Annotated in this window: 27 protein-coding genes; 15 read left to right on the top strand and 12 right to left on the bottom strand. The window is 58.1% G+C overall.

Annotated elements, in window-relative coordinates:
- Positions 1-157: 157 nt before the first annotated feature.
- The 5 genes from F4V58_RS06240 to F4V58_RS06220 all read right to left on the bottom strand — a co-directional run bounded on the left by F4V58_RS06240 (position 158) and on the right by F4V58_RS06220 (position 3,834).
- On the bottom strand, positions 158-349 hold the full coding sequence (locus tag F4V58_RS06240) for a hypothetical protein (protein ID WP_075734305.1): 192 nt from the start codon (positions 347-349) through the stop codon (positions 158-160).
- Positions 350-634: 285 nt separating this feature from the next.
- Positions 635-1,201 carry a DUF1003 domain-containing protein gene (locus F4V58_RS06235; protein WP_075734303.1) on the bottom strand — a complete coding sequence of 189 codons (567 nt, stop codon included), beginning with the start codon at positions 1,199-1,201 and terminating at the stop codon, positions 635-637.
- A complete protein-coding gene (locus F4V58_RS06230; protein ID WP_075734301.1) occupies positions 1,202-2,506 on the bottom strand; it encodes a magnesium transporter MgtE N-terminal domain-containing protein in 1,305 nt (434 codons plus the stop codon).
- A gap of 58 nt (positions 2,507-2,564) precedes the next feature.
- Positions 2,565-3,416: a mechanosensitive ion channel family protein gene (locus F4V58_RS06225; RefSeq protein WP_075734299.1), complete on the bottom strand. Its 852-nt coding sequence runs from the start codon at positions 3,414-3,416 to the stop codon at positions 2,565-2,567.
- A gap of 115 nt (positions 3,417-3,531) precedes the next feature.
- Positions 3,532-3,834, bottom strand: a complete 303-nt coding sequence (locus F4V58_RS06220; RefSeq protein WP_075734297.1) for a hypothetical protein — start codon at positions 3,832-3,834, stop codon at positions 3,532-3,534.
- 201 nt (positions 3,835-4,035) lie between these two features.
- Between F4V58_RS06220 and F4V58_RS06215 the strand changes: the two genes are divergently transcribed.
- Complete coding sequence (locus F4V58_RS06215; RefSeq protein WP_075734295.1) at positions 4,036-4,857, top strand: chymotrypsin family serine protease; 822 nt, start codon at positions 4,036-4,038, stop codon at positions 4,855-4,857.
- A gap of 106 nt (positions 4,858-4,963) precedes the next feature.
- Entirely contained in the window at positions 4,964-5,572 is a 609-nt protein-coding gene (locus tag F4V58_RS06210; protein ID WP_245802954.1) for an HD domain-containing protein, read from the top strand.
- Positions 5,573-5,629: 57 nt separating this feature from the next.
- Here the strand turns inward: F4V58_RS06210 and F4V58_RS06205 are convergent, their stop codons facing one another.
- Positions 5,630-6,316: an IclR family transcriptional regulator gene (locus tag F4V58_RS06205; protein ID WP_075734291.1), complete on the bottom strand. Its 687-nt coding sequence runs from the start codon at positions 6,314-6,316 to the stop codon at positions 5,630-5,632.
- Positions 6,317-6,324: 8 nt separating this feature from the next.
- Between F4V58_RS06205 and leuC the strand changes: the two genes are divergently transcribed.
- Together leuC and leuD are read left to right on the top strand one after the other, a co-directional pair.
- Positions 6,325-7,800 (top strand): 3-isopropylmalate dehydratase large subunit, encoded by a 1,476-nt coding sequence (gene leuC, locus F4V58_RS06200; protein WP_428840529.1) that lies wholly within the window; start codon positions 6,325-6,327, stop codon positions 7,798-7,800.
- A gap of 22 nt (positions 7,801-7,822) precedes the next feature.
- Positions 7,823-8,407, top strand: coding sequence for a 3-isopropylmalate dehydratase small subunit (gene leuD, locus F4V58_RS06195; protein WP_075734289.1), 585 nt, complete (start codon positions 7,823-7,825; stop codon positions 8,405-8,407).
- 116 nt (positions 8,408-8,523) lie between these two features.
- Here leuD and F4V58_RS06190 read toward each other — a convergent pair whose 3' ends face one another.
- On the bottom strand, positions 8,524-9,555 hold the full coding sequence (locus F4V58_RS06190) for an NUDIX hydrolase (RefSeq protein ID WP_075734287.1): 1,032 nt from the start codon (positions 9,553-9,555) through the stop codon (positions 8,524-8,526).
- 233 nt (positions 9,556-9,788) lie between these two features.
- On the opposite strand from F4V58_RS06190, the gene F4V58_RS06185 reads away from it, so the two are divergent.
- Positions 9,789-10,787 (top strand): NAD(P)H-dependent glycerol-3-phosphate dehydrogenase, encoded by a 999-nt coding sequence (locus tag F4V58_RS06185; protein ID WP_075734285.1) that lies wholly within the window; start codon positions 9,789-9,791, stop codon positions 10,785-10,787.
- Between the two features lie 36 nt (positions 10,788-10,823).
- On the top strand, positions 10,824-11,924 hold the full coding sequence (locus F4V58_RS06180; RefSeq protein WP_075734283.1) for a D-alanine--D-alanine ligase family protein: 1,101 nt from the start codon (positions 10,824-10,826) through the stop codon (positions 11,922-11,924).
- Here F4V58_RS06180 and F4V58_RS06175 read toward each other — a convergent pair.
- Positions 11,877-12,782 carry a DUF3515 domain-containing protein gene (locus F4V58_RS06175; protein WP_075734281.1) on the bottom strand — a complete coding sequence of 302 codons (906 nt, stop codon included), beginning with the start codon at positions 12,780-12,782 and terminating at the stop codon, positions 11,877-11,879. The two genes, F4V58_RS06180 and F4V58_RS06175, sit on opposite strands and share 48 nt — an antisense overlap.
- Positions 12,783-12,812: 30 nt before the next feature.
- Between F4V58_RS06175 and F4V58_RS06170 the strand changes: the two genes are divergently transcribed.
- The 9 genes from F4V58_RS06170 to F4V58_RS06130 all read left to right on the top strand — a co-directional run bounded on the left by F4V58_RS06170 (position 12,813) and on the right by F4V58_RS06130 (position 21,946).
- A complete protein-coding gene (locus tag F4V58_RS06170) occupies positions 12,813-13,760 on the top strand; it encodes a thiamine-phosphate kinase (RefSeq protein WP_245802953.1) in 948 nt (315 codons plus the stop codon).
- On the top strand, positions 13,757-14,383 hold the full coding sequence (locus F4V58_RS06165) for a uracil-DNA glycosylase (RefSeq protein WP_075734279.1): 627 nt from the start codon (positions 13,757-13,759) through the stop codon (positions 14,381-14,383). Before F4V58_RS06170 ends, F4V58_RS06165 begins: the two co-directional genes overlap by 4 nt.
- Before the next feature lie 10 nt (positions 14,384-14,393).
- Positions 14,394-15,950: a DAK2 domain-containing protein gene (locus F4V58_RS06160; protein WP_075734277.1), complete on the top strand. Its 1,557-nt coding sequence runs from the start codon at positions 14,394-14,396 to the stop codon at positions 15,948-15,950.
- A 5-nt stretch (positions 15,951-15,955) separates the two neighbouring features.
- The gene (locus F4V58_RS06155) at positions 15,956-18,034 is read left to right on the top strand and encodes an ATP-dependent DNA helicase RecG (protein WP_075734275.1); all 2,079 of its coding nucleotides are present in this window, start codon (positions 15,956-15,958) and stop codon (positions 18,032-18,034) included.
- Between the two features lie 101 nt (positions 18,035-18,135).
- Positions 18,136-18,348 carry a biotin/lipoyl-containing protein gene (locus tag F4V58_RS06150; protein WP_075734273.1) on the top strand — a complete coding sequence of 71 codons (213 nt, stop codon included), beginning with the start codon at positions 18,136-18,138 and terminating at the stop codon, positions 18,346-18,348.
- 1 nt (position 18,349) lies between these two features.
- Positions 18,350-18,934, top strand: a complete 585-nt coding sequence (gene rsmD, locus F4V58_RS06145; protein ID WP_075734271.1) for a 16S rRNA (guanine(966)-N(2))-methyltransferase RsmD — start codon at positions 18,350-18,352, stop codon at positions 18,932-18,934.
- Complete coding sequence (gene coaD / locus F4V58_RS06140; protein WP_075734269.1) at positions 18,927-19,397, top strand: pantetheine-phosphate adenylyltransferase; 471 nt, start codon at positions 18,927-18,929, stop codon at positions 19,395-19,397. The genes rsmD and coaD overlap by 8 nt, the downstream gene beginning before the upstream one ends.
- On the top strand, positions 19,394-20,140 hold the full coding sequence (locus F4V58_RS06135; RefSeq protein WP_169833308.1) for a TSUP family transporter: 747 nt from the start codon (positions 19,394-19,396) through the stop codon (positions 20,138-20,140). Before coaD ends, F4V58_RS06135 begins: the two co-directional genes overlap by 4 nt.
- A gap of 165 nt (positions 20,141-20,305) precedes the next feature.
- Positions 20,306-21,946 (top strand): hypothetical protein, encoded by a 1,641-nt coding sequence (locus F4V58_RS06130; protein WP_075734265.1) that lies wholly within the window; start codon positions 20,306-20,308, stop codon positions 21,944-21,946.
- Between the two features lie 141 nt (positions 21,947-22,087).
- On the opposite strand, the gene F4V58_RS06125 is transcribed toward F4V58_RS06130, so the two are convergent.
- The 4 genes from F4V58_RS06125 to F4V58_RS06110 are packed head-to-tail and all read right to left on the bottom strand — an operon-like array spanning position 22,088 to position 25,480.
- Entirely contained in the window at positions 22,088-22,852 is a 765-nt protein-coding gene (locus F4V58_RS06125; protein ID WP_075734263.1) for an amino acid ABC transporter ATP-binding protein, read from the bottom strand.
- On the bottom strand, positions 22,853-23,797 hold the full coding sequence (locus F4V58_RS06120; RefSeq protein WP_075734261.1) for an amino acid ABC transporter permease: 945 nt from the start codon (positions 23,795-23,797) through the stop codon (positions 22,853-22,855).
- Positions 23,790-24,668: an ABC transporter substrate-binding protein gene (locus F4V58_RS06115; protein ID WP_075734259.1), complete on the bottom strand. Its 879-nt coding sequence runs from the start codon at positions 24,666-24,668 to the stop codon at positions 23,790-23,792. The genes F4V58_RS06120 and F4V58_RS06115 overlap by 8 nt, the downstream gene beginning before the upstream one ends.
- A complete protein-coding gene (locus F4V58_RS06110; RefSeq protein ID WP_075734257.1) occupies positions 24,665-25,480 on the bottom strand; it encodes a DUF368 domain-containing protein in 816 nt (271 codons plus the stop codon). The genes F4V58_RS06115 and F4V58_RS06110 overlap by 4 nt, the downstream gene beginning before the upstream one ends.
- Between the last annotated feature and the right edge of the window lie 108 nt (positions 25,481-25,588).

The raw sequence follows: 25,588 nt of genomic DNA, 5'->3' as shown, positions 1-25,588 counted from the left end.
CAGGCCGCCAACCCCACCGAGAAGTGGCGATTAAACAACAACGGCAACACCAATCGCCCACCCCAAACAAGGCAAAAGCAACCAGCACACCGCAGCCAAACCAGCCCAAAAACTGATCCACCAAGTGGATCAATTTCCGCGCCAATCTGGATCACTTCTAGGAGACCACATACAGACCAACTGCGTCCAAATCAGACTCTATGCCTTCAAACTTGGCGTGGAACTCACTCTGAAATACGTCCTCGCCGGCCAATAGTTCCCACTGGTCGCGAACCGAGAGGAAGTTGCTTCGGTCTATTCGAACCATTGAGTAGTGGGGTTTGCTCAAAATCTCTTCGTGCTTAGTCATTTATTATCCTAAAGTATTATTGATGGATGGAAAACTATTTCGAGGAGAAATCAATGATCCAGACACCATCAAGCGTCTGTTCCCCCCTTGAGTTTGTCACGAATTTTAAAAAATTCGGTGAGGTTAAACCCATAGCCGAATACTAACACGGGGAGTAGGAACGGGTAGCTGATCGCTGCCAACCGTCTATAGAATCAGAGCGTGATAATTGCTATTGAATGTCCATGTCATTCAGGTGATTAAGTGAGTTCGCCGTAGGGTAACCAGAGTCCGCCGGCCGGAAGGCTAGCGAGGCTGGTCCTTGTCAGTGTGTTTATCCAGGAGGGCCTCTGCGTCGTGGCGGCGGTCCTCAAGTTTGTCCTCAATCCGGTGGAGTAGTTCTTCCAAGTCGTCTAACTCACGGCGGAGGTAGTCACGGGTGACGGTTTCTCCCACCGCCACGTGTACGGCGGCTAGCTCACGGGCCAGGAATTCCGTGTCCGCCTTGGTTTGGGCGGCGCGGCGGCGGTCCTCATCCAAGGACATGCGGTCGCGGGCGTCCTGGCGGTTTTGTGCCAGTAGGATGAGCGGAGCCGCGTAAGCCGCCTGCGTAGAAAAGGCCAGGTTCAGCAGAATAAAGGGGTAGGGGTCCCAAGCGTACTGCACCATGGCTATGTTCAAGATGATCCAGATGATCACAAAAACAGTCTGGTATCCCAAGTACTTGCCGGTGCCCAAGAAGCGGGCAATCTTTTCCGCCTCACGGCCAACGGCGTCACCGTCTAGTGTGATGCGCTTGCGTTTTAACTGAGAAGCCGGGGTATCCAGGATTGATTTGGATGATTTTCCGGACTTGGAAGAATTGGTTGCCATCTATTTAATCTTCCTTTCCGTTTTGGATGGTTTAGCCACAGTTGGGCTATCCACGCGCCAGTCTTGTTCACGCCAGTCTTCCGGCAGGAGGTGGTCGAGGAGGTCGTCGACTGCAACCGCGCCCAGCAGGTGATTGTTGGCGTCCACCACGGGGCCGCACACCAGGTTATACGTAGCAAAGTAGCGGGCGGCAGTTTCCTGACTGTCCTCGGCAAACAGAGCCGGAAGATCCAGGTCGATGATTCCGCCAATCTGTGTAGACGGAGGCTCCCGCAACAGCTTCTGCATGTGAACACCGCCTAAGTAGTGCCCGGTAGGCGTTGCATAAGGTGGCCGGGCAACGAAGACGATAGAAGACAGAGAGGTAGAAAGTTCCGGGTTGCGCGCACGAGCTAGGGCTTCGGCGACGGTCGCCTGTGGTGCCAAGATAATTGGCTCCGGCGTCATTAGCGCACCCACCGTGTCCGGGGAGAAGTCCATCAAGCGGCGAACAGGAGCGGATTCTTCCGGATCCATTAGCTCAAGCAGCACATCCGATTTTTCATCGGGAAGCTCCGCGAGTACGTCAGCTGCGTCGTCCGGGTCCATCTCTTCCAAGACATCAGCAGCACGTTCGATGTTCATGTTGCTTAGAATTTCTGCCTGGTGGTCCTCCGGCATCTCCGCAAGCACGTCCGCTAGCTGCTCATCATCCATCTCTGAAGCGATCTTGTTGCGGCGCTCAGCGGGCAACTCGTGCAACGTAGAGGCGACATCGGCATCATGCATTTCTTTGAACGACGCCAACAGCTCCGCGTCAGGATTGATCTGGCCGGTGCCGGAGGCGTGCAGGCCCTGGATGTGGTTGAGGTAGATGATGTCAACCTTGCCCCGGCGGCCCAGCCGCGTGCGCTGGGTAACCGCCACGCGCGACACCCGCCAATCCCGGGTGCGGGTCCGTTCAATTTCCACGTCCACAATCTCAATAACCTTGCCGTGCAAAGCAGGGAAATCCGGATCATCCGTATGGACCTTTGCGCCAATGAGGTCATCTAGCAAAGACAGCTCACCGGAGCGCTTACGGAAAGGTTGCATGTCAATGGTGGAGGACTTAGTGGTCATCTCACCCGGCGCGATGGAGGCAATGCGCAACATGGGGATGAAGATTTTGCGCTTAGCGGTTACTTCCACAGCTACACCTAAAACGGTGGCTTTTTCATCATAAATGGAAATGATGATGTCGCGAACACGGCCCACAAAATCACCGTCGGGGCCAAGGACCACCATGCCGGCTAGCCTGCCGGCAAATACACGCGTTCTATTCATAGTTATCTAGATTACTGCACGGCCCCGGCCCGAGTTTAACCCACTGTTAGGCGGGGGTTTAGTCTCCAGGGTCCAGCGGGAAGTGGGGCTGTTCAGCGGGCGCGAACTGGTAAACGTTGCTAGGCAGGGTGATGTTTTCCTTCTCAAAGGCCTCCTTGACGGCAATCATCGCCCGGCTGCGCAAGCCCTCACCCAGCCCCGTGGGCTCGTACCAAAAACGGGCCACGAGCACCACGCCAGCGGAGTCAAATTCTGACACCCATACCTGGGGTTTGTGAGTGGTGTCAATGAGCTTTACCTCATTAATTGCCAGGATGGCTACGTCACACGCCCGTTGCAAATCATTAGCGTAGTCAATAGTGAACCTGAACTCTGCACGGCGGGTCCCATTGCGGGTCAGGTTAACAAAGGTCTGGTTCAACATGGTGGAGTTAGGAACATAGACCCGCAGGCCGTCCCTGGTGCGCAAGCGGATATAGCGCAAGCTCAGCTCTTCAACCCGGCCGGTGATGTCCCCGTCCACAATGATTTCATCCCCGATAACAAAAGCCCGGCGGAAAGCCAGGATGACTCCGGAGATGTAGTTTTCCGCGACGTTTTTTAAGCCAAAGCCAACCACGACGCCAAGGACGCCGGCGCTGGCTAGGACCGGGCCCAAGTCAATGCCAATAACGTCAAGGGCGATGATTGCCGAGGCCACGATAATGAACGACTGCGCCATGCGGGAAGCAATGGACACCGTTGACGCGGCGGCGGCGCTATCTAGGTAATCAAAGCGCGAGAGGGTCTTGACCCACCGTCCCACGATAGCGCCAATAATGAAGCCAAAAATGACTATGACCAGAGCTATAGACCAGTCAATCACGGTGGCTAGGGAGAATCTTTCCAAGACGGTGTTTAGGGCTGACACAGGTGTTCCTCATTGGGGTGGGGAGTAGACGGCCGGTTTGGCTTATCTAACTATTTATACATGACAAAAAGCCACCCAGCAGGTGCTAGGTGGCTAAATGCTATCTGGTGTGGAATTAGTGCTCGTCGTAATGATCACCGTGGGGCGCGTGGTGGTGGCCGTCGTGGATGTAGTCCACATGGTCATCGTGAGGAACTGCAACGTGGCCACAGTTTTCACCGTGAGCGTGGTCTGCGTGCTCTTCTGCGGTCTTGTGGTCAGCTGGCAGGCACTCATCCCAGTGGCCTTCATGCTCGCGGTGCAGGTGGCCGTCGTGGGCGTAGTCAGTGTGGTCACCGTGGGGCACGGCAACGTGGCCACAGTTGGTGCCGTGGGTGTGCTCGTGAGTTTCGTGAATGGGGTGGGTAGCGGTAGTCATAGTGAAAATGTCCTCCATTAGAGTTGGGATTGGTAATGAAATCGAGAGTCATTACCAGTGGTTTTTCAGTTCTCTTTCATTAAACACTATTGCCGTCAGATTTTCAATAAGAGTCGTTCGCGAGTTCTGTCCTATTGGGTTTTTAAATAGCGTTAAAATCTTGGTTAAGTATCAGTCCGATTTTTCGTGGAGGTTATCTAGATGGGAAAAATTCTTAAAGGGGCCGCTCACAAGCTGGCTGCCGTGGCATGTGCTGTGGGCATTGCCGGGGGTGCACTGACTGCCCCGGCTGCGCAGGCAGCGGCGCCGGCCATTGCCATCCAGGGGCACAAGACTACGACCGCAAACGGAGCCACCTGCACAATCGGTTACGTTGAGCCCGACCGCGCTTGGACTGCCGCCCACTGTGGTTTCAACGGCCAGGCCATCTACAACGAATTTGGGTCACATATTGGCACACTGCGGTACTTCTGGCCTTCCGGTACAGCGGAACGGGATTTGGCCTACATCCAGTTTGCGCATGGAACCGTTGCCGGCGGAAATCCCATTAGCGGCGACGGAATCCGTCCGGTACCCGAACCCGGTGGCATTATTTGCGCGACCGGTAGGCACACGCCCGAAACCTGTTCCGCAGTCACACCCCGCCGTGCCCGCCCGGGGATGGTTTCAGCCCAGTTGATGCACAAGATTTCCGGTGATTCCGGTTCCGGGGTCTACATCCCGGGCCAGCCCGGAGTAGTGGGCATTTTTTCAGGAGAAACTTTGAAGAATTTTGGCGCTGACGCCGGTACGTATTCAAACTTCGCGCTGATGCCAAGCCCGCATGAGATAGCTACCCTTCCGCACCAGGGAAGGGTGTCGCGGCACCCTGATTTGCCCGTTTCGGTTAATACCGGCAATTTGGCCGAACATGGCCTGCGTTACGTTGGTGAGCCTATGGAAGCCTTTTCCTCCACCAGCAGCCGTGGGTTGCTGATTGACGATATTCGAGGCTTCATTGGAACTTTTGGCATTTTCCTATAGGCGGTTGTGGTTTCTGCCCGGGGGCTAGGTTCACCGGTGGACACAGCCCCCGGATTTTCCCTGCTTGCTGTGCGGGTCTTGGTGTTTGCGGTTTAGACTGGGAGAGATGATGACAAGGGATAGTGAGGACGGCATGGGCGCACATCAGGTGTTGAGTCCGCGGATTCTGCGGGCAGTGAACGTGGCCGCCGCAGCCCACGACGGGCACTACCGCAAGGGCTCCGGCATTCCCTACGTGTCCCACATATTTTCTGTTATGCACGTTGCCAGCAAGCAAGGCTTGGATCCAGAGATTGAAGAAGATGTTTTGATTGCGTGCCTGCTGCACGACACCATCGAGGACGTCCCGGAAAAATACAGCTCCGAGGACATACTGGCGGATTTTGGCCCGCAAGTTCTTGACTTTGTGTTGAGCGTGACCAAGGACAGCTCCTTGCCTAACTGGCAAGCGCGGGCTCATGCCTACATCGAGCGTTTGAATGCCGCCCCGTACGGTGCCGTAGTAGTGGCCGCCTGCGACAAGCTACACAATCTCAGCTCAATGCTGGCAGACCACGAGCAGGTGGGGGAGGCCTTGTGGCAGCGGTTTTCCAGCGCCAAAGAGGATCAAAAGTGGTGGTACCAAGCGATCTACGACGTGGTTGAGCGCCGCGCCCCCGGCCTGCCCTTGCTACCGGAGTACGCCGTTAAGCTGCGGCGGCTAGAGTCCTTGTGAGGGGTGCCCCGCCCCGGGAGCGGGACGGGATTTGGAGCCTTAACCGTGCGGTTGACCCTAGAGGGCTCTACCTAAAGCGGAGGCGGCTTCGCAGAGCTGCTGCCCAAACTTCTGAGCGGGTGAAGGGCTAAACCTTTCTGCGGAGCCTGAGATTGAGAGCACTGCCATGAGCGTGCCGCTGGGATCTAGTACCGGGGCGGAGATAGATGCCAGCCCCGCCTCACGCTCTTCCATTGATTCCGCAAAGCCATCGCTGCGGGCTTGTTCCAGTTCTTCCGGTGGAAAGAAACCGTTATCACCGCTGTTACCGGTGCCAAATGCGGCAATCACGCGAGCTCCAGACCCGGAGTCAAGCGGAAGCTGCCGGCCTACGGGAACCACATTGTGGAGCCCTGACCGGGGCTCCTTAGCCGCGATACAGGTGCGGGTGTCACCGGTGTGTTGGTAAAGCTGGATGGACTCCCCGGTAGTGACCAGGAGTTCTTCCATGATCGGCTCTGCGATTTCAATCAGACGTTCCCGGTTGCCGGGTAGGGCTGGCCCGGAGGTCCATTTTCCTTCCGAGTTCCGCATGATGATGCGGTGCGCCTCTAGTGCGGTGGCCAAGCGGTGCGCGGTGGCGCGCGGCAAGCCCGTGGTGTCACACAGGTCTTGCAAGGTAGATGGTTTGTTAGTGGCCGCGAGCATGATGGCAACGGCTCTATCAAGTACTTTAATTCCGGATACTGCGCTATACTCTCCCATACAATGAAATGTACGTTTCAATCTTTGAGATTTCAAGTGAGGTAAGAGAATTGGCTGCACAACTTACTCTAGCGGAAAAAGTATGGCGCGATCATGTGGTCACCAAGGGCGAAAACGGTGCCCCTGATTTAATCTACATAGATTTCCAGCTTCTGCACGAGGTAACCAGTCCACAGGCGTTTGAAGGCCTGCGCTTAGCTGGTAGGAAACTCCGCCACCCAGAGCTTCATTTGGCAACCGAGGATCACAACGTGCCCACCCAGGGGATTAAGAACGGGAGCCTTCTGGAAATCACCGATGAAACCTCGCGTGCGCAGGTAGGAGCCTTGCGCAAGAACTGCGAAGAGTTCGGGGTTCGGCTGTATTCCATGGGGCATAAACAACAAGGAATTGTCCACCAAGTAGGACCTCAGCTGGGCATATCGCAGCCCGGTATGACCATTGTTTGCGGTGACTCGCACACCTCGACCCACGGGGCTTTCGGATCCATCGCTATGGGGATAGGCACATCTGAAGTAGAGCACGTGATGGCAACGCAAACGCTTTCGCTCAAGCCCTTCAAAACTATGGCAATAGAAGTATCCGGGGAGCTCGCAGAGGGTGTCACCGCCAAAGACCTTATCCTGGCGATTATTGCCAAGATTGGCACCGGCGGCGGCCAGGGGCACATCATCGAATACCGCGGTGAGGCTATTCGCAAGCTATCCATGGAAGCGCGCATGACCATCTGCAACATGTCCATCGAGGCAGGTGCCCGCGCCGGCATGGTAGCCCCTGATGAGACCACGTTTGAATACGTTCGCGGACGGGAGTACGCCCCGAAGGGTACCGATTGGGACGCCGCAGTAGAGTACTGGAAGACCCTGGCTACTGATGAAGGCGCGGAGTTTGACACCGTTGTCCATATCGACGGATCCTCCCTAACCCCATTTGTGACCTGGGGAACCAACCCCGGCCAGGGGCTGCCGTTGGGTGCCACGGTGCCGTCTCCGGAGGACGCGGCAGACGACAATGAGCGTGCCGCTACGAAAAAGGCTCTCGAATACATGGGCTTAGAGCCCGGAACCGCCCTGCGGGACCTGAAGATTGACACCGTATTCCTGGGCTCTTGTACCAACGGCCGAATTGAAGACTTGCGCGAGGCCGCTGCCGTTCTCAAGGGCAAAAAGGTTGCGCCCGGAACCCGGATGTTGGTTGTCCCATCTTCGGCGCAGGTCATGTTCCAAGCTCAAAAGGAAGGCTTAGACGAGGTATTTTTGGCCTCCGGGGCCGAGTGGCGCACGGCGGGGTGTTCCATGTGCCTGGGAATGAACCCAGACAAGATTGGACCAGGGGAGCGCTCTGCTTCTACCTCCAACCGCAACTTTGAAGGCCGTCAGGGGCCAGGGGGACGCACGCACCTGGTATCACCTCTGGTGGCTGCCGCCACTGCGGTGGCCGGGCACCTAGCTAGCCCAGCCGATCTAGATTCCGAATTAGTTTAAGCGACAAAGGGAAAGAAAAATCATGGAGAAGTTTGTCACCCACACCGGCACTGGCGTGCCGCTGCGACACTCAAACGTAGACACCGACCAGATCATCCCCGCAGTGTTCCTAAAGCGGGTTGCCCGCACCGGATTTGAAGACGGCCTGTTTGCCAACTGGCGCAAAAACCCTCAATTTGTCCTCAACCAAGAGGAATTCCGCGACGGCTCAGTACTGTTTGCCGGAGCAGATTTTGGCACCGGTTCCTCGCGTGAACACGCGGTCTGGGCACTGAAAGATTACGGCTTCAAGGCGGTCTTTTCCTCCCGGTTTGCCGATATTTTCCGCGGTAACTCTGGCAAAGCCGGGCTGCTCACCGGAATCATGGACCACAGCGACATTGAACTTATCTGGAAGCATCTGGAGTCGGGTGAAAGCCAGGTGACCGTCAATCTAGAAGACCGAACCGTCACAGTAGCCGGCAGCGTCTACCCATTCCAGGTTGACGATGATGTTCGTTGGCGCTTAATGGAAGGCCTAGATGACATTGGACTGACCCTGCGCGGCGAGGCCGCTATCACCGCGTATGAGGAAAAGCGCCCCGCTTTCAAACCAGCTGTGGTGTAGTGGCCTTCTGGCACCTGCCCTGCGGTGCGGTGGCCTTTGGGCACCTGCCCTGCGGTGCGGTGGCCTTTGGGTAGCTGCCTGCGGTCTTGTGGTCTCTGTTCCCTGTCCAGGTGTAGTTAGCGCACGGGCAGGGGACTGGCCAGGTAATCAGCGCCGGTGAGCTCACCATCGTTGAAAGCTAAAACCCAGACGCTGGATTTCTTGGCCTTGATGTCACCATCTACGGTCTTGATAAATCCGGGGTTGAGCTGGCTAATAATGGCGGGTATGGCCGCGCCCTGGCTGACAATGACCGTGGTTCCTTCCCGGGAGGCAAGCTTGTCAAAGGCCGCGCGGGCCTTCTTTGGGGATTTGGCAATCCCAGCATCCCCCAGCAGTTCATCAACTATGACTGGAAGTTTGAGTTCAGCAGCCAAAGGGGCCGCGGTCTGCTGGCACCGGACAGGCTCCGCGGAGTAGATGGCACTGGGTTGGTAGGCTTCCAACAGCGGAACCAGCATCTCAGCCTGGCGGCGGCCCTTTTTATCCAAAGGCCGAAGGTTGTCATCCCCCTCCCAATTCCTACGCTGGTGGGCGCGCGCATGGCGGACGTAGAGAATTCGCGTGGCTGGGGTCATCTGCAGACGCTTTTCAGCCTTGGAAAGCACGTCCGCGTCAACTTTGTAGCTCAGCAGTTTTCGGGCTTTAGCGGGGCTTAGCCAGCGGATTTCATCCACTTCCTTATTCTTCTTAAACTCCCCGCCAATGACCTCCGCCACCCAGTAGTAGACCACCTTGGTCCGGCCTTGTACAGGGTAGGTGACTTTCCCCACCAGCTTTCCCAAGCGCACGGAGTACCCGGTTTCTTCTGCGATCTCACGCACGGCGGTGGCCGGGAGGGACTCACCCGGATCGACTTTGCCCTTAGCCAGTGACCAATCGTCATAGTGGGGGCGGTGGATGACAGCTATTTCCGGATTATTGCGGTCCCCGCGCCACAGCACGGCACCGGCGGCCAGGGTGGTCTTGTCAAACTCCGCGCCCGGATCCACCGGGATTTGTTGAAAGCGGCCGGATAAAAACATCTCCGGAGCGGTGTCTTTGTCTTCCTCAGATAATTTGGTCACGTTGGCCTCCTGCTCGTTGACGTTATTTTTCCTAAAAGCCATGGTTGCTAGTTAGCTTAGTTGCTAGTTAGCTTAAAGGGTGGGAGCTAACTTTGCCGGAAAGGGCTTCGCCTGGTGGTGTTGAAGCGGCCTAGCAGTGGCCGGGTTGGCGCCGGGTAAGAGGTCTCCGGCCGGCCTTGACCCTGCTGCAAAATGTATCCGGGGGCAGTCTTAGCCTAGAATAAGGGGCAAGGCATTAAAAACTATCAAAGCAAAACATGAGGGGTAGGAGACCTATGGTAAACGTTGCAGTGATGGGGGCTGGAACATGGGGAACCACGTTGGCAAAGGTCTTTGCGGACGCCGGTAACCAGGTCACCTTGTGGGTCCGGCGTGAAGAACTAGCTCAGACCATTGCCACCACCGGGCGTAACCAGGACTACCTACCAGAGGTAGAGCTGCCCGCAGCGGTCAGCGCTACGACCGTCCCGGAAACGGCTCTCAAAAACGCTGATATTGTGGTCTTTGGCGTTCCCTCCCAGCAGCTTCGTCCCAACCTGGAAGCGTGGGCACCGTTGCTACCACCAGAGTCAACTTTGGTATCTATTTCCAAAGGCGTAGAAACCTCTACGCTCAAACGGATGAGTCAGGTTATTGCGGACGCTACCGGCGCTGCGGAAGACCGTATTGCTGTACTTTCAGGCCCCAACTTGGCTAAGGAGGTAGCTGCTGAACAACCCGCAGCAACAGTTATCGCCTGCAGCGACGAAGCACGGGCGGTCGCAGTTCAAGAAGCCATTCAAACCCCGTACCTGCGGCCCTATACAAATGTGGACGTGGTGGGCGTGGAGCTGGGCGGCGCTTGTAAAAACGTTATCGCACTTGCTTGCGGTATGGCGGCGGGCAAGGGCTTGGGCAACAACACCATGGCAACGCTGATTACCCGCGGGCTTGCGGAAATTACGCGTCTGGGCGTGGCTCTGGGTGCAGACCCTCGCACGTTTGCCGGCCTGGCCGGGATGGGGGACCTGGTGGCTACATGTGCTTCCACCCTGTCGCGAAACCGCACCTTCGGCTACCGGCTGGGGCAAGGCGGGAGCCTGGAAGAAGCCACTGCTGCGACCAACGGGCAGGTAGCTGAAGGGGTTAAATCATCCTCGTCTATTTTCCAGCTCTCCCAACAAGCAGGGGTGGAGATGCCGCTGACCCAAGCAGTTTTTGGAGTCTGCCACCGCGGAATCACCGTGGACCAGATGGTAGCCGCGCTCATGGACAGGGAAACCAAGCCGGAGTAGGTGGCCCGTTCGGTTTAGTTGGTAGGATCTGAACGCATGAGTGAAAAGATCCGTGTCGCCGTCATCTACGGTGGTCAAAGTACCGAGCATTCGGTGTCCTGTGTTTCCGCAGGGGCCGTCATGGCCCATCTGGACCGGGACAAGTATGAGGTTGTTCCTATTGGAATCACACGCGAGGGGGCGTGGACTCCAGGGGTCCGGTCGGGTCTAGAAATCACCGACGGCACGCTGCCAGAGGTGGCTATGGGGGAAGAACTGACCCTTTCGCTCAATCCCGCCAAACGCGGGCAAATCCACAACCTCACCACCGGGGCACTACACGCGGAAGTAGACGTAATCTTTCCCGTCTTACATGGTCCTTTCGGTGAGGACGGCACCATCCAGGGCTTGCTTGAGCTTGTCGGCCTTCCCTACGTGGGACCCGGAGTTTTGGCCTCGGCCGCCGGAATGGACAAAGAATTTACCAAGAAACTGGCCATGGCTGAGGGGCTGCCCATCACAGCGGAAGTTATTTTGCGTGACGGGCGCCGGGAGTTGTCAGAGGCGGAGCAACACCAGCTGGGACTGCCGGTTTTTGTCAAACCCGCCCGCGGAGGGTCTTCAATTGGAATCTCAAAGGTTAACAGCTGGGAAGACCTAGGAGCAGCCGTAGAACTGGCCTATCAGCATGATAATAAGGTCATTGTGGAGGCGGAGATTACCGGCGCAGAGGTCGAGGTAGGGGTTCTGGAATACCCGGACGGCTCCCTGCAGGCTTCTGTTCCAGCAAAACTCAACGGCATTGAGGACTCAGCGGAAGGCTTTTACGGCTTTGAGACTAAATACCTGGACAACGTAGTCAGTGCGGAAATCCCCGCGCAGCTAGAGCCCGCTGTTATCGCACAGCTCCAGGACCTTGCCATCGCGTCCTTCAAGGCCTGTGACTGCAAGGGTCTGGCGCGGGTGGATTTCTTTGTCACGGATAAAGGCCCCGTCCTCAATGAGATCAACACCATGCCGGGGTTTACGCCTATTTCGATGTTCCCGCAGGTATTTGCCAAGTCCGGCGTACCCTACGGGGAGCTTCTGGATACTATGCTAAGTACTGCGCTATTGAACAGGCGTGGTCTCAGTAATGAGGTCGCCCAGAACCACTAGCACCTCGCCCGCCACATCCTGGGGGACGTAGACGGCTATATCGGTCGCGCGTCCCAGCGCAAACCACGTGGACGCGGTGGTGCCGCCGGCAAGCGTGGTGTCTTCAAACCAGGGGATATCGTTGACTTGTACCAGTCGTTTCCCGGCCTGGTACCCCGGAGGAGGGGCCACGCCGCAGCGCAAGACTATTGCCTCCCGGCCCTTGGCCACCCAAGCCCTGCTGTGCTTTACTGTCGCAACGCCCGGCTGAGCAGAATGGTAGTCAGGAGTGATCTCTGCAGGCAGAGCGTTCATAAATTGCTCACACGAGTCCGTATTACCGGCGGCCAGGTCGGCCAGCGGTGCAGGCCGGGGGCTAATCTTTTCATCTGCTGGATCCAGGGCAGATAAATCCAACTTGGGCTCGCCATTGTCGTGGGTAGTTACCGCAACGGTGGGCACATGGTCGGTGTTATACCAGGTGACCAGATCGGACCCGGGAGTCATGTCTTTGACCTCTAACCAAGAGTTGCCGCCAATTGTCTGGGTCTGTGAAAAGACGTTGTACTGGTAAGGCAAGTCCACGCCGCAGCGCAGCGTCACGGGGGTATCGGAAAAGGTTGCCCACGCTGCCGTGCCCGGCGGTTGTGGCTGGGCCACCTCAGCACGCGGGTGCCCCATGAATTTATCGGGCAAGGAGTTAATCAGTGCAGAGCAGCGGGGAGATCCTGCTCCATCAGAGGGCAGCGCTGTGATGGTAACCGGCGCGCGATCAGCGTGGGTCAAGACGTACTTAGCGCCCAGAACCACACCCAGAACCATAGCTATGCTCAGCCCCAGCGCGGTAAAGATAGCGGGGCGGCTAAATTGGTTATCCATAGACTTCTTATCGTATCGAAAGGACCGCGTGTGCACGAAACTTTGGCATCAGTAGGAGAACAAGAGGTTATCCGGGCCATCACCGCCATTGCCGGCAGTAGCCTCAACGGAGATGACGCCGCAGTGCTGCACCCCGGCGCGCCTAACCACCTGACAGTCGTGGCCACAGACATGATGGTGGAAGGCAACCACTTCCGGCAGGAGTGGTCAACGCCGGAAGAAGTAGGTGAGAAGATTATTCTGCGCAATTTTGCTGACGTGGAATCCATGGGTGCGCGGCCGGTGGCCAGCCTGCTGGCTATCGCCGCACCGCCGGATACCCCGCTTGAGTTTGTGCGCGGCCTAGCCCGGGGGATAGCCAAGCGTCAGGACAAGTACAACGCGGAGCTGGTGGGCGGGGATGTGACCCATAGCTCGCAGATAGTTATCACGCTCACGGCGCTGGGAGCGTTGGGCGGAGACCTACCCGCGTTAACGTTATCGGCCGCCCGGCCCGGACAGACCGTCATTGCGCACGGCCGCATAGGCTGGGCCGGAGCAGGACTGGCGCTCTTGCAACGCTATGGCCGTGCGGTGCCGTCCGAATTCGCCCCCTTGGTCAAAGCGCAGTGTGCGCCCTGGATAGACCCCGGGCGCGGGGTGGTAGCGCGCGCCGCGGGTGCTAAGGCCATGACGGATAACTCCGACGGCCTCATCCAAGACCTCACCACTGTGGCCACCAAATCAGGCGTGGGCATAGACCTTGATTCTGCCGCCCTGGAACCCGATGACTTGTTAGTTGCGGCGGCGCGGGCGCTGGATGCGGACCCATGGGAATGGGTGTTGGCCGGCGGGGAGGACCACACCCTAATTGGCACCACCCCGGGTGATGTACCCACCGGCTTTGTCCCCATTGGCCGGACCACTGCAGCCCGCGATACCGGAGTTGTGGTGGACGGACGCAAGCCCCAATTTAGCGCCGGTTGGAGCGCGCTATGAGCAACTACCACCCGTCGTGGGAGCCGTTTATTGGAAGCGCTGTTAGGCAGTACCTCCCCGGTATCAAACGCCACATTGGGCGGGACTTTTTACCCGAAGACTACTTTGCAGCCTTGCGAATGCCCCACGACCAGGTGCGGGTGCTCATCGTGGGACAAGATCCCTATCCCACGCCCGGGCACGCGATGGGGCTGTCTTTTTCCACCGCGCCGGGGGTTAAACCACCGCGTTCGCTGGCCAATATCTATGCAGAACTAGCCAGTGACATAGGGGTGACACCGCCTGAAGATGGTGACTTACGTCCGTGGACGCGCCAGGGGGTGCTGCTGCTCAACCGCGTTCTGACCGTTCAACCAGGCCAGGCAGGATCCCACCGCAAGATAGGGTGGGAGCACATTACCGAGGCCGCTATCCGCTCGCTAAACCGCGCGCCCATGGTGGCGGTCTTGTGGGGCAAAGACGCCCAAGCGTGCGCGAAATTTCTTGCCGATGTCCCGGTGGTCACCGCCCCGCACCCCTCACCGCTGTCAGCGCGCCGTGGCTTCTTTGGTTCGAAACCATTTTCCCAAGTAAATCAATTTTTGCAGGCCCAGGATGCCACGCCCATCGATTGGCGCTTGTAGACTGTAACTCATGTCATATGCGCCTTCTCTCAACGCTCAAGGGCTCTACAATTGGGCGGCCCGCTCAGTAGCCGAACTCTCCGAGCGCCGCGCAGAGATCAATGCGCTGAACGTCTTCCCCGTCCCGGACGCTGACACCGGCTCTAACATGGCACACACCATGGAGGCCGCGCTGGAACAAGCCGACCGCGGCGGGGACGTGGCAGAAGCCCTGGCTATAGGCTCCGTGCGCGGGGCGCGTGGTAATTCCGGCATGGTCTTATCCCAAGTCCTAGCCGGTGTGGCCAACGCCAGCCACGACTCAGTGATTGACGCTACTGTGTTCGCAGACGCCCTAGAACGCGCGGAAAAGCTGGTGGACCGCGCTATCGCGCAGCCGGTAGAGGGCACCGTCATCACCGTCCTGCGCGCTGCGGCCAAAGAAGCCAGAGCAGCTACGGCCGAGGGGTCGGATCTGCACGGCACCCTCGTCCGGGTTACCGCAGTGGCGCGCCGGGCGCTAGAGCAGACCCCTTCCCAGCTGGAGGTGCTGCGGGAGGCCGGGGTGGTAGACGCCGGCGGCATGGGCTTGGTCATCCTGCTGGACTGCCTGTTGCAAGAATTGGAAAGTGGACGGTCAAGTTCTCAGATGTCTACCTCTCAGCTGCCTGGTACTGAGCTGCCTGGTACTGAGCTGCCTAAAACTGACTCGCCTGGTATTGAGTTACTTAATGCTGGTCTGCCTAACGCTGGTCTGCCTAAAGCTGGGCTGTCTAGTTCTGAGCGGTTGGGGTCCGGGCAGGTTAGTTCCGCACAGGTTAGTTCCACACAGGTTAGTTCCACACAGGTTAGTTCCACGCAGTCCCTTGCGGGGCGGCCGGCTTCGGAGCAGGTGCCGGAGTTAGAGGTGATGTTCTTCTTCTCAGGAGAGGTAGAAGTTCTAGAAGCCCAGCTGGCTCCGCTGGGTAACTCACTGGTTATTGCTCGCGCGACGGATACTTCGGCGTCTGTACACATCCACACCGCCCAAGCCGGTGCGGTGATAGAGAAGGCTTTCAAGCAGGGAGAGGTTACTAACCTGCGGCTGGAGGTGCTACCAGAAAATTGCGCCCCGGTGCCAAAACAGCGCCAGCTCTACGCGGTGGCACCGGCAGGACCGGTAGCAGACGTCTTCGCGGCCGGGGGAGCCAAGGTCATTGACCCGGAATGTTCACAGGCAGTTGCTGCTGCCGGGGATATATTTTTGCCCAACGGCTCTGCCTGCCCGGCGGGTCCCGCCCACGTGGTGCCCACAGACTCCTTGGTGGCAGGAATAGCAGCCATGGCGGTCTACGACCCGGAGGATGAACTTGAAACGGCCGTCACAGCCATGAACGACGCGGTTAAATCCATGCGAGTGGCAAAACCACCGGCTGATACCACAGACGCCCTCATCGTGGCCGCACGCGAGCTCTTGCAGGACGGTGGGGAGCAAGTCACCATTCTTTCCCCGCACCCGGTGGACCAGCAACTGCTAGCCAAACGCCTGGGCGTTGAGGTCATGGCGCTGTCTGCACCGGGTATTGACGCTGAAGTGGGGGTGGAGTAAACGCCATGCTGGGCTGGCGCGACGAAAGACCGCTCAAGGAAGTCCTGCCGGACAAGGCAGCCACGTTGCTATCTAAGCAACTTGGGTGCAACACCGTAGGAGACCTACTGGCGCACTACCCACGTGACTACGTACGCCATGGCCAGGACGTGAATTTTCACGGCGCAGAAGAAGGTGACGTGGTAACCGTCAGCGGGATCGTAGACATGTCCAACCTGCGCGTGACAAAACGTGGGCAAGAGATTTCCGTGGTGCGCTTAGACACTGGCCTTGAGGCCAGCTTCTTTGGTCAACCCTGGGTGGCCCGCATTGTGGCCCCGGGCTCGCACATCATGCTTAGCGGCAAGTTGAAGTTTTTCAACGGCCAGCCGCAACTTGCTTCCCCCACGTTTGCCTTGTTGGGCGGGGAAGCTGCCAAGATGGCGGCCAGCCCGCAGCTTAAGCAGCTAGCCCAATTTGGCAGCCTTGAGGAGCTGTTGGGGGATAGGCCGTGGATTCCCATCTACCCGGCTACCGCGAAGGTGTCCTCCTGGTTCATCATGGGCGCTATCCACCACGTGCTCACCCAGCTGGAACATATCCCGGAACCGCTGGATTATGAGCTTCCCATTTCCTATGATCAGGCGCTTCGGGCCGTCCATGAGCCCGGGCCGGACGGGCCTTACTTGGGTATTCACCGCCTGAAATACAACGAGGCCCTGACCGTGGGGCTAGTAATGGCGCTGCGCCGGCGCGACGCCCAGGCTCAAAATGCCCCCGCTATGGAGGAGGTTTCCGGAGGGTTCCGGGAATCCGCAATAGCAGCGCTGCCCTTCGAATTAACCCAAGGGCAACAGGATGTGGTGCAAGAGATTTCAGCTGATATCTCCCGCAGCTTCCCCATGCAACGGCTTCTGCAAGGGGAGGTGGGCTCCGGCAAGACCATGGTGGCCGTGTTGGCCATGCTGCAGGCTATCGACGCCGGGTACCAGGCCGCGTTACTAGCGCCCACGGAGGTGCTGGCCGGTCAGCATGCGGCGTCCATCGGCGGCTTTGTGCCCCAGGGCGTCAAGGTTGTGTTATTGACCGGTTCGATGAAGACGGCCCAGAAGCGCCAAGCGCTGTTGGACATTGTCTCCGGGGAGGCCGACATAGTCATTGGCACCCACGCGATCATCCAGGATGCGGTCGAGTTCTTCAACCTAGGCATGGTTATTGTTGATGAGCAGCACCGCTTTGGCGTGGAACAACGCGACCGCCTGCGCTCCAAGACCAGGGACGGCACCCACCCACACACGCTGGTGATGACGGCCACGCCTATCCCGCGCACCGTGGCCATGACCGTGTTCGGCGACCTAGCCGTGTCCACCCTGCGGGAGCTACCTGGTGGGCGCAAACCCATTGAGTCCTTCATAGTGCCAGACTCCCAGCCAGCATGGGTTGAACGCGGCTGGCAGCGAATCCGGGAGGAAGTCTCAGCCGGCAGGCAGGCCTACGTGGTGTGCCCCCGCATTGACGCCGAAGGCGGCGTTGAGGAAGTAGCCGCAGAGCTAAGCAACGGACCACTGGCTGACACCCGCATTACTTGCCTGCACGGCCGGATGGCCGACCGGGATGAAATAATGGCAAGCTTTGCCCGCGGCGAGTCAGACGTCATGGTGGCCACCACCGTCATTGAAGTTGGCGTGGACGTACCCAACGCCACCGTCATGCTCATCCGGGAAGCAGAGAAGTTTGGCGTCTCCCAGCTGCACCAGCTGCGCGGGCGGGTAGGCCGTGGCGGCAACGCCTCGCTATGCCTTTTGCACACCTCCGCTCAACCCGGGTCTGCCAGCTTCGAGCGGATAGAAAAAGTAGCCGCAACTCCTTCTGGCTTTGAGCTGGCCGACCTTGACCTTGCCACCCGCAAAGAAGGTGACATCCTGGGAACCGTGCAGTCCGGGACAAAGAAGACCCTCCGCTTGCTCAATCTCTTGCGGGACCGGGAAACAATCGAGCGCGCGGAGCACGACGCCGCAGCACTCGTGGAGCGCGACCCCGGCCTGGCACAAGCTTTGGTAGGGGAGTTCAGTGAGCAGGAAAGAGAATATCTAGAAAAAAATTAGCCGCAGAGTTTCCCAGTGGGCATGGCCAGCATCCGAATGCGGCCGTGGGGGTCAAGAAGGGGAATTAGGCGGGGAACTTGGATGCGATAGACTTAACCGCCATGAGAATCTGCGCGCCCTTTGCCGGAATAGTCCGCTACCACGTGGTAGCGGGGCAGGAAGTCCGGGCGGGTGACATTATCGCTACAGTGGAGGCCACAAAGTTAGAAGCCCCGGTGCCATCACCTGGCCCCGGGGTAATTGCCGGTCTTGCCCTCCCGGAGTTCGCCGACGTGCTGGGCGGGGACCTGTTAGCTGAAGTTGAGGAGAAGTAAAATGACGCGAATCATTGCCGGGGAAGCCCGGGGTCGCACCATCAAAGTCCCACAATCCGGAACCAGGCCCACCTCTGACCGCGCGCGGGAAGGACTGTTTTCTTCCCTGAGCATGCGGTGGGGCTTTAGCGGCTCAAAGGTCCTGGACCTGTTTGCCGGGTCTGGTGCGCTGGGCCTAGAGGCCGCTAGCCGGGGCGCTGAGGAAGTAGTGCTGGTTGAACATCACGCCGCCGCCGTCCGGGTTATCGAACACAATATTTCCGTGGTGCGCCACCCCAAGGTCACCGTGCGGGAGCAGAAAGCCTCCACCTATCTGGCAACGGCGCCGCGCGGCTACTTTGACATGGTGCTGGCAGACCCGCCCTATGACTTCGGTGCTGTTGATGAGCTCATTGAGGCCATAATCCCGGTGCTTGATGACCGCGCCATAGTGGTGCTAGAGCGCCACGTTGATTCACCCGCCACCCAGTGGCCTGCGGGATTTAGCGAAACCGGCCAGAAGCTCAAGAAACGCACTTACGGCGTCGCGCGGATGGATATGGCAATTTTCGACCGCGCGGACTATGAAAAGGAAAACAATGACTAAAGCGCTGTGCCCGGGGTCCTTTGACCCCATGACCATGGGGCACCTGGATATCTTCAACCGCGCCCTGGGGCTGTTCGATGAGGTAACGGTGCTGGTTACCGGCAACCCAGACAAACCCTCCGGCTTATTCACCGTGGAAGAGCGCGTGGAGCTTATCCGGCAATGCGTGGATCCGCGGATCACCGTGGACTACTGGGCCGGGCTGCTGGTGGATTACACCACCCAGCACCGCTACGACGCCCTGGTCAAGGGACTGCGTTCTTCCCTGGACTACGAGTATGAGCTGCCTATGGCGCAGATGAACCGCCGGTTATCAGGTATTGATACCGTGTTTTTGCTCACCGATGAAAAATACGGCTACATTTCCTCATCTTTGGCCAAGCAGGTGGCAAAGTACGGCGGGGATGTCACGGGACTATTCCCGGAACCCGTCCACAAAGCAGTACTGGAGAAATTTTCTTGATTATATCCGCTATTTTGGGAATCACGCTGGCGGGTGCTGTTCTCCAACGCGTATCCGGAATGGGGTTTGCGCTAGTCGCAGGCCCCGTTCTCATGCTCATCCTGGGGCCGGTTGATGGCATTATTTTGGTCAATCTCCTGGCGGCGGTCAACGCTGCATTGACCACAGCTGTGGTGCGCCGGGACATCGAGTGGGGGAAATTCGCCTTCATGGCCCCCTTCCTCCTTGTCGGATCAGTTCCCGCCGCCATCATGGTGGCACGCTTTGACTCCTCCTGGTTGCTCATATTAGTAGGTTTGATGCTGCTCTCCGCGCTGGTGGCGGCCACCCTTTCCTCACGCCGTATGGCCCCGGTGGCCGGGAAAATTCCCATGGTCATAGCCGGCGTGACGGGTGGATTTGGAAACACCCTGGCCGGTGCAGCGGGCCCACCGGTGGCCATCTACGCGCAAGCCTCCCGGTGGAATCCACTGGCCTTCCGGGCCACATTGCAGCCCATCCTGGCCGTCAGCGGGGCGATATCCGTGGTGGTAAAACTAGCCATGGGCGCCGGAAGTCTGGACCAAACAACACCGCTTCTCTGGGTGGCGTCGTTTGGCGGGATGGTGTTAGGGATTATTGTGGGCACCCGACTGGCCGGAAAGGCCTCACAGGCACTGGCACACAAGTTGTCAATGAGTGTTACTGCCGCAGGTGCCTTGGCCGCCATTGTCCGCGGAGTAGTATCCCTTGTCAACACCTAGACATTAGGGGTTTTGGGCTGGCTAGTGGCGTGTCAAGCACTGGTCGAAGGGTGGTGGCGCGGGGCTGTCCTTTTCCAGCCATTGCGATAGAATGCAAGGGTCACCCCCCAAACGCAGTCCCTAACAAGTATGGGTTAGGGACTGCTCAAACGTCTAAGGTCAACTATGTTTTTGCCTAAAGCAGCTCTAGCGGCGCTACTGTCCATCGCCCTTGTGCAACCCACCGTGGCGAATGCCGCGCCCGTTACCGTCAATCAAGGCGATGAGATCCGAACTCCCGTGGATGATAATTCTGATTTCGTCTGTACCGCCGGGTTCATAGATCCCGCCAATCATCGGATCTGGACCGCCGGGCACTGTGGTAGCGACGGCGCGGAAATGTTCATGGCAGATGACCGCTACATCTACCCGATAGGCGAGCTTGTCCACCGCTACAACTTCGTTGACATCTCCGACAGCCTGGAAGGCGAGGAGAAATTCGAGGCGTTATCCAAATATTTCTTCTACGACATCTCCTACATTGATACCAGCGACTTCGACGTGGCGGGTGAAAACATCTACTCCGGCGACAGGGTCTACACCCCGGCAGAAGATGACACCGTGTGCAGGTACGGAAGAACCACCAAGAAGGTCGTGTGCGCCAAAATTTTCAGCATGAATAAGCACCTCATCTTTGCCGGCTCGCTGCTAGGGGAGTCCGGGGACTCCGGCGGACCAGTGTGGGTACCGGGCAAAGGCTACGTGGGGCAGTTCCTCGGCGTCGCGGAGTCCTACCTCGGGGATGAAGTGCTGGGAATGAGCATTATTCACCGCGAGGATTTGGCAGAGATAATTGAAGAGCCGGACGCCGGCCAGAGTTTCGAAATCGTTTACCCGTCCTTGGATGACCTCCGCAACGGCGTAGGGGTAGTCAAAAACGCGGACGAAGTCTTTGGCCGTAACCTTCCCGACCCCGTTGAATTTGCCCGGCTCCTGCACGAACACGAGGCCGCAGTAAGTGCCGCCCAGCAGCGGGTAACCGAACTCGAAGCCAACCTGGCTACCGCTGGATCGGAAAAGCAGGAGCTAGAGTCCGAACTGCTGGAGGCGAAGCAACAGCTTGCTAGCGCCCAGGAGACGGTAGGGGCACTCAAGGTGATCCGGAACGAACTTGAAGCGCGCAACAGCGCCCTGGCTGCGGAGATTAAGGAAAAGGAAGCCAGTTACCAAGAGGCTCTGCAAGAAATGCAGGCAAGCTGGGAACAGAAGGTTGCCGCTAAAGAAGCAGATTGGTCAAATAAGTTAGAGGAGCAAAAAGCACAGCACCAGGTGGTCCTAGAGCAGAAGTTGGCCGATAACAACGCCACGTGGGAGCAGCGGTTGGCCGCGCGATTGGCCAAGAATGAGGCTGATTACCAGGCCAAGCTTGCCACTAACAACGCCACGTGGGAGGACAAGCTGGCGGCGCAGGCTGAGAAGGCGAAGGCGGACGCTGCTGCCGTTATGGCAAGCCGGGAAGAGCAGTGGCGCAATACCCTTGAGTCAAGGCTTAAAGAGAATAACCAACAGTGGCAGGACAAGCTTGACGCGAAGCAGGCGGAGCTAGAACGCGAGCGGGAGCAGCAGTCCCAGGACCAACCTCAGCCCCAACCACAGCCGGATTACGAGGCCAAGGTTAAAGACCGCCTGGAGGCCCTAGCAGCGGAGAATGAGGCGCTGCAGATGGAGAAAACCATTGGGATTGTGGCAGCCGTAGTGGCCGCCATCCTGGGCCTGCTGGCGGCAGCCGGCGGATTGCTCATCCCACGGAATTTGCTGCCCTTCTAAGCGGCGGTTTCGAAGGCTCGGTTAGCAGATATAGATAACCGCACCGCGGGCTCGTTAGGTGAGCCGCGGTGCGGTTTTCTGCTTCCTTGGGTGCCTGTGCGCGCCAGCGCGTGCGCTGCTGCTTTCAGCGGAGCGCTGCGGTTAAAGCAGGGTGGACAGGAAGGACTGGGTTCTTTCGTGCTGGGGGTTGTCCAGGACCTGGCTGGGGGTGCCGGACTCTAAGACGACGCCGCCGTCCATGAAATAGACGGTGTCCGCGACCTCCCGGGCAAAGCCAATTTCGTGCGTGACAACCATCATGGTCATGCCCTGGGCGGCTAGATCTTTCATGACGCGGAGAACCTCACCCACTAGTTCCGGGTCAAGGGCGGAGGTGGGCTCATCGAACAACATGAGCTTGGGATCCATAGCCACGGCCCGGGCAATAGCAATACGTTGCTGCTGGCCGCCGGAAAGTTGGATGGGGTAGGAGTCTGCCTTATGAGCTAGCCCCACCATCTCCAGTAACTCCATGGCGCGTTCTTTGGCCTTGGCCGGTGATTGTTTTTTCACGTGGATGGGGGCTTCGATGATGTTGTCCATAACCGTGCGGTTGCTAAAGAGGTTGAAGGACTGGAACACCATGCCAATGTCCTGACGTTGCTTGGCCGCGTCCTTTTCGGAGATTTCGTACAACGTGCCACCACGTTCGCGGTAGCCGATGATCTCCCCATCAATGTAGAGCCGGCCGGCAGTGACGGTTTCCAGGTGATTACAGCAACGCAGGAAAGTGGATTTACCGGAGCCGGAAGGCCCCAGCAGGCAAGCGACCTCACCCTGTTCCACCGTCATGTTGATTCCCTTAAGGACTTCAAGTTGGCCGAAGGACTTATGGACGTTTTCAGCTCTGATCATTGGGTGCTTCATTTACTTGACCTCCGGGATGATGTTGACGTTTTTAGGAATTGTTGCCTCAGCATCAGCGAGCGCTGCTAGTTGCCGGTTGGTGAGCTCACGGGTTGCACCGCGGTCAAAGTAGGCCTCCAGGTAATGCTGGCCAACCATCAAGGCAGAGGTAATAACGAGGTACCAGGTGGCAGCGACCATGAGCAGCGGGATGGGTTCAAACAGCGCGGCGGCAATGTCAGTAGAACGGCCAAAGATCTCATGGGTGTAAGGAATAGCAACCACCAGTGAGGAGGTCTTGAGCAGGGAGATGAACTCATTGCCGGTAGGCGGAATGATAATGCGCATGGCCTGTGGCAGCACCGTCCGGCGCATGGTCATAGACCAGTTCATGCCCAGGGCCTTAGAAGCCTCCTTTTGGCCGTCCGGAACGGAGTTGATACCGGAACGGACGATCTCAGACATGTACGCCGCCTCGTTGAGGCCAAGGCCTAGGACCGCCAGCATAAAGGCGTTAGACAACACGCCCTCAAGCGAGATTTCCGTAACCCCGAGGTTGATCGATTGGTAGAGCGCGGAGAGCAGACCCCAGAACACCAACTGGACGTAGATGGGGGTGCCGCGGAAGATCCACAGGAACAGCCAAGCGATGGACTGCAGGACCGGGTTCGGGGACAAGCGCAGTACGGCTAAAATCACGCCGCCAATTACGCCTAGGATCATGGCCAGCAAGGTAATGGCAATGGTGTGGAGCGCAGCCACGGCAATACGAGTGTCAAGTAAATATTGGAAGTAGGTGGACCAGCCATAAGCCTCGTTTTGCGCAGCGTCAATAATAAACCAGGCGGTTAACGCGAGAAGGACCGCTGCGAATACCCACCGCCACGGGTGCCGTAGCGGTTTGGCCTCAATCTTGGCGGGAGGGTCGGTGGGGGCGGTTTGTGAAGTCACGGGTGTACTAGACATTGATGGGCCTTTCATTGATCATGGCCTCATCAACGAGACCTTCGGTAATTCCCCACTGCGCCAGGATCTGGGCGTAGACGCCGGTGTCGATGAGGTGTTGGAGCGCAGCCGCGGTGGCGGGGCCTAGTGCAGAGTCTTTGGGCACTGCGATCCCGTAGGGAGCGGCGTCAAAAATTTCTCCAGTAAGCTCCATCTCACCGCCTGAGCGGTTGACCGCCCATGCTGTGACCGGGGAGTCTGCAGAGAGGGCATCGGCACGCGTTGTCAGCAGAGCAAGTGCGGCGTTGTCGGAAGAATCAAAGGACAATACCGTGATCGGCTCTTTGCCTTCGGCCAGGCATTTCTCCGCCTTGGGGCGCACGTCATCGGTTTCTGAGACCGTAGTACGCTGCACCGCTATGGTTAACCCGCAAGGATTGTCAGGGTCAATTGAGTCCCCGGGTTTTTGGGCCCACTGAATGCCGGCATAGAGGATGTCCACGAAATCATAGTTTTCGCGGCGCTCTTCCGTATCAGTGAATCCGCTGGCGCCAGCGTCAACCTGATTGCCGGAAATAGAGGGCAGGATGAGGGAGAAATCCTGTTCAACCGGTTTAAAATCCAAGCCCATGACTTGGGATAGGGCCCGGACAAGGTCCATTTCCACGCCCACGATGTTGCCGTCGGAGTCTTTGAGCTCAAACGGGGCAAAGGGTGGGGAGGTGCCAACGGTTAAGGTTCCGTCCGTGTCCTCAACCATGGCAGCGATTTCCGGGACGGTGTCAACGTTGATTTCCTGCCAGCCTTCAGGCACGGCAGGCTCTTCGTTGGTCACGCATGCGCTTAGTGAGAGGGCTAAGAGCAGGGGAGCTATGAGAGAGAGTTTTTTCATGTGTGAGCTTTCTTAATGCGGTCGGCGTAGATAAACGCGCCAACCAGGACTGCGCCAAAGATAAAGCAGCCAAGGATAACTGCTAGGGAGGCGTCTTGTTCATCGCCAAAAGGCCACAGCGCGCGCAACGAGCCCAGCATGAACCCGGCCATGGCGCCCAGGGTGGGTGCCCGGTGGTTATCCAGCAGGTAGTTGAGCACGCGGACAAAGGCGATTAGGCCGCACAGAGCGCCGGCCATAAATACCAGCAGGACTGTGAGATCGCGCTCGGATACCGCCCGGATGATGGGGTGGTACAAGCCCATGGTCAGCAATATGAGCGAGCCGGACATTCCAGGCAGTACCAGTGCGCAGATGGCAATGGACGCGGCGAAGAATACCACCAGCAGTGGTGGGTCCTGGACCACGCCGTTGGAAAGGCCGGTCAGGAAGAACACTGCCAGGGCTGCGGTTAGAAATGCGATGTAGGTTGACGCCTGCCGGAGTTGTTTGGCATCAAGCATCAGGAACGGGACGATGATGGAGACAAAGACCATGCCAAAAAATAGGGCATGGGAGGCGGAGAACTGGGAATCCACAAAGCCGGAGAGCAGCTTGGAAAGACCGAACACGGCGGTAAACATTCCTACTGCCAAGGAGATGAGGAAGTCCCACTCCACGTTGCGGAACTTTAGCTTCACCAAGTTGTCTGCGTTGCGCAGTGCGCGCACGTAGATGCCCACGATGAGCGCTACTGTACCGCCGGAGATTCCGGGGACTAGCTCTGCGGTTCCGATGAGTGCGCCGCGGATGGCGTTAGTTAATAGATGCATGGTTCACTTAATCTTGACTAAGCCGCATGAAATTTATGCGGTCGTATGAATTATATTCCAACATTGTGCGTGCCGGGATGCAAATCGCGGCGCGTGGCGGAAAATAAT

This window comes from Corynebacterium phocae (assembly GCF_008693075.1).
GTDB classification, from domain to species: Bacteria; Actinomycetota; Actinomycetes; order Mycobacteriales; family Mycobacteriaceae; genus Corynebacterium; species Corynebacterium phocae.
Note: the sequence above shows the minus strand (reverse complement) of the source record. Positions and strands in the feature narration are given on the sequence as shown.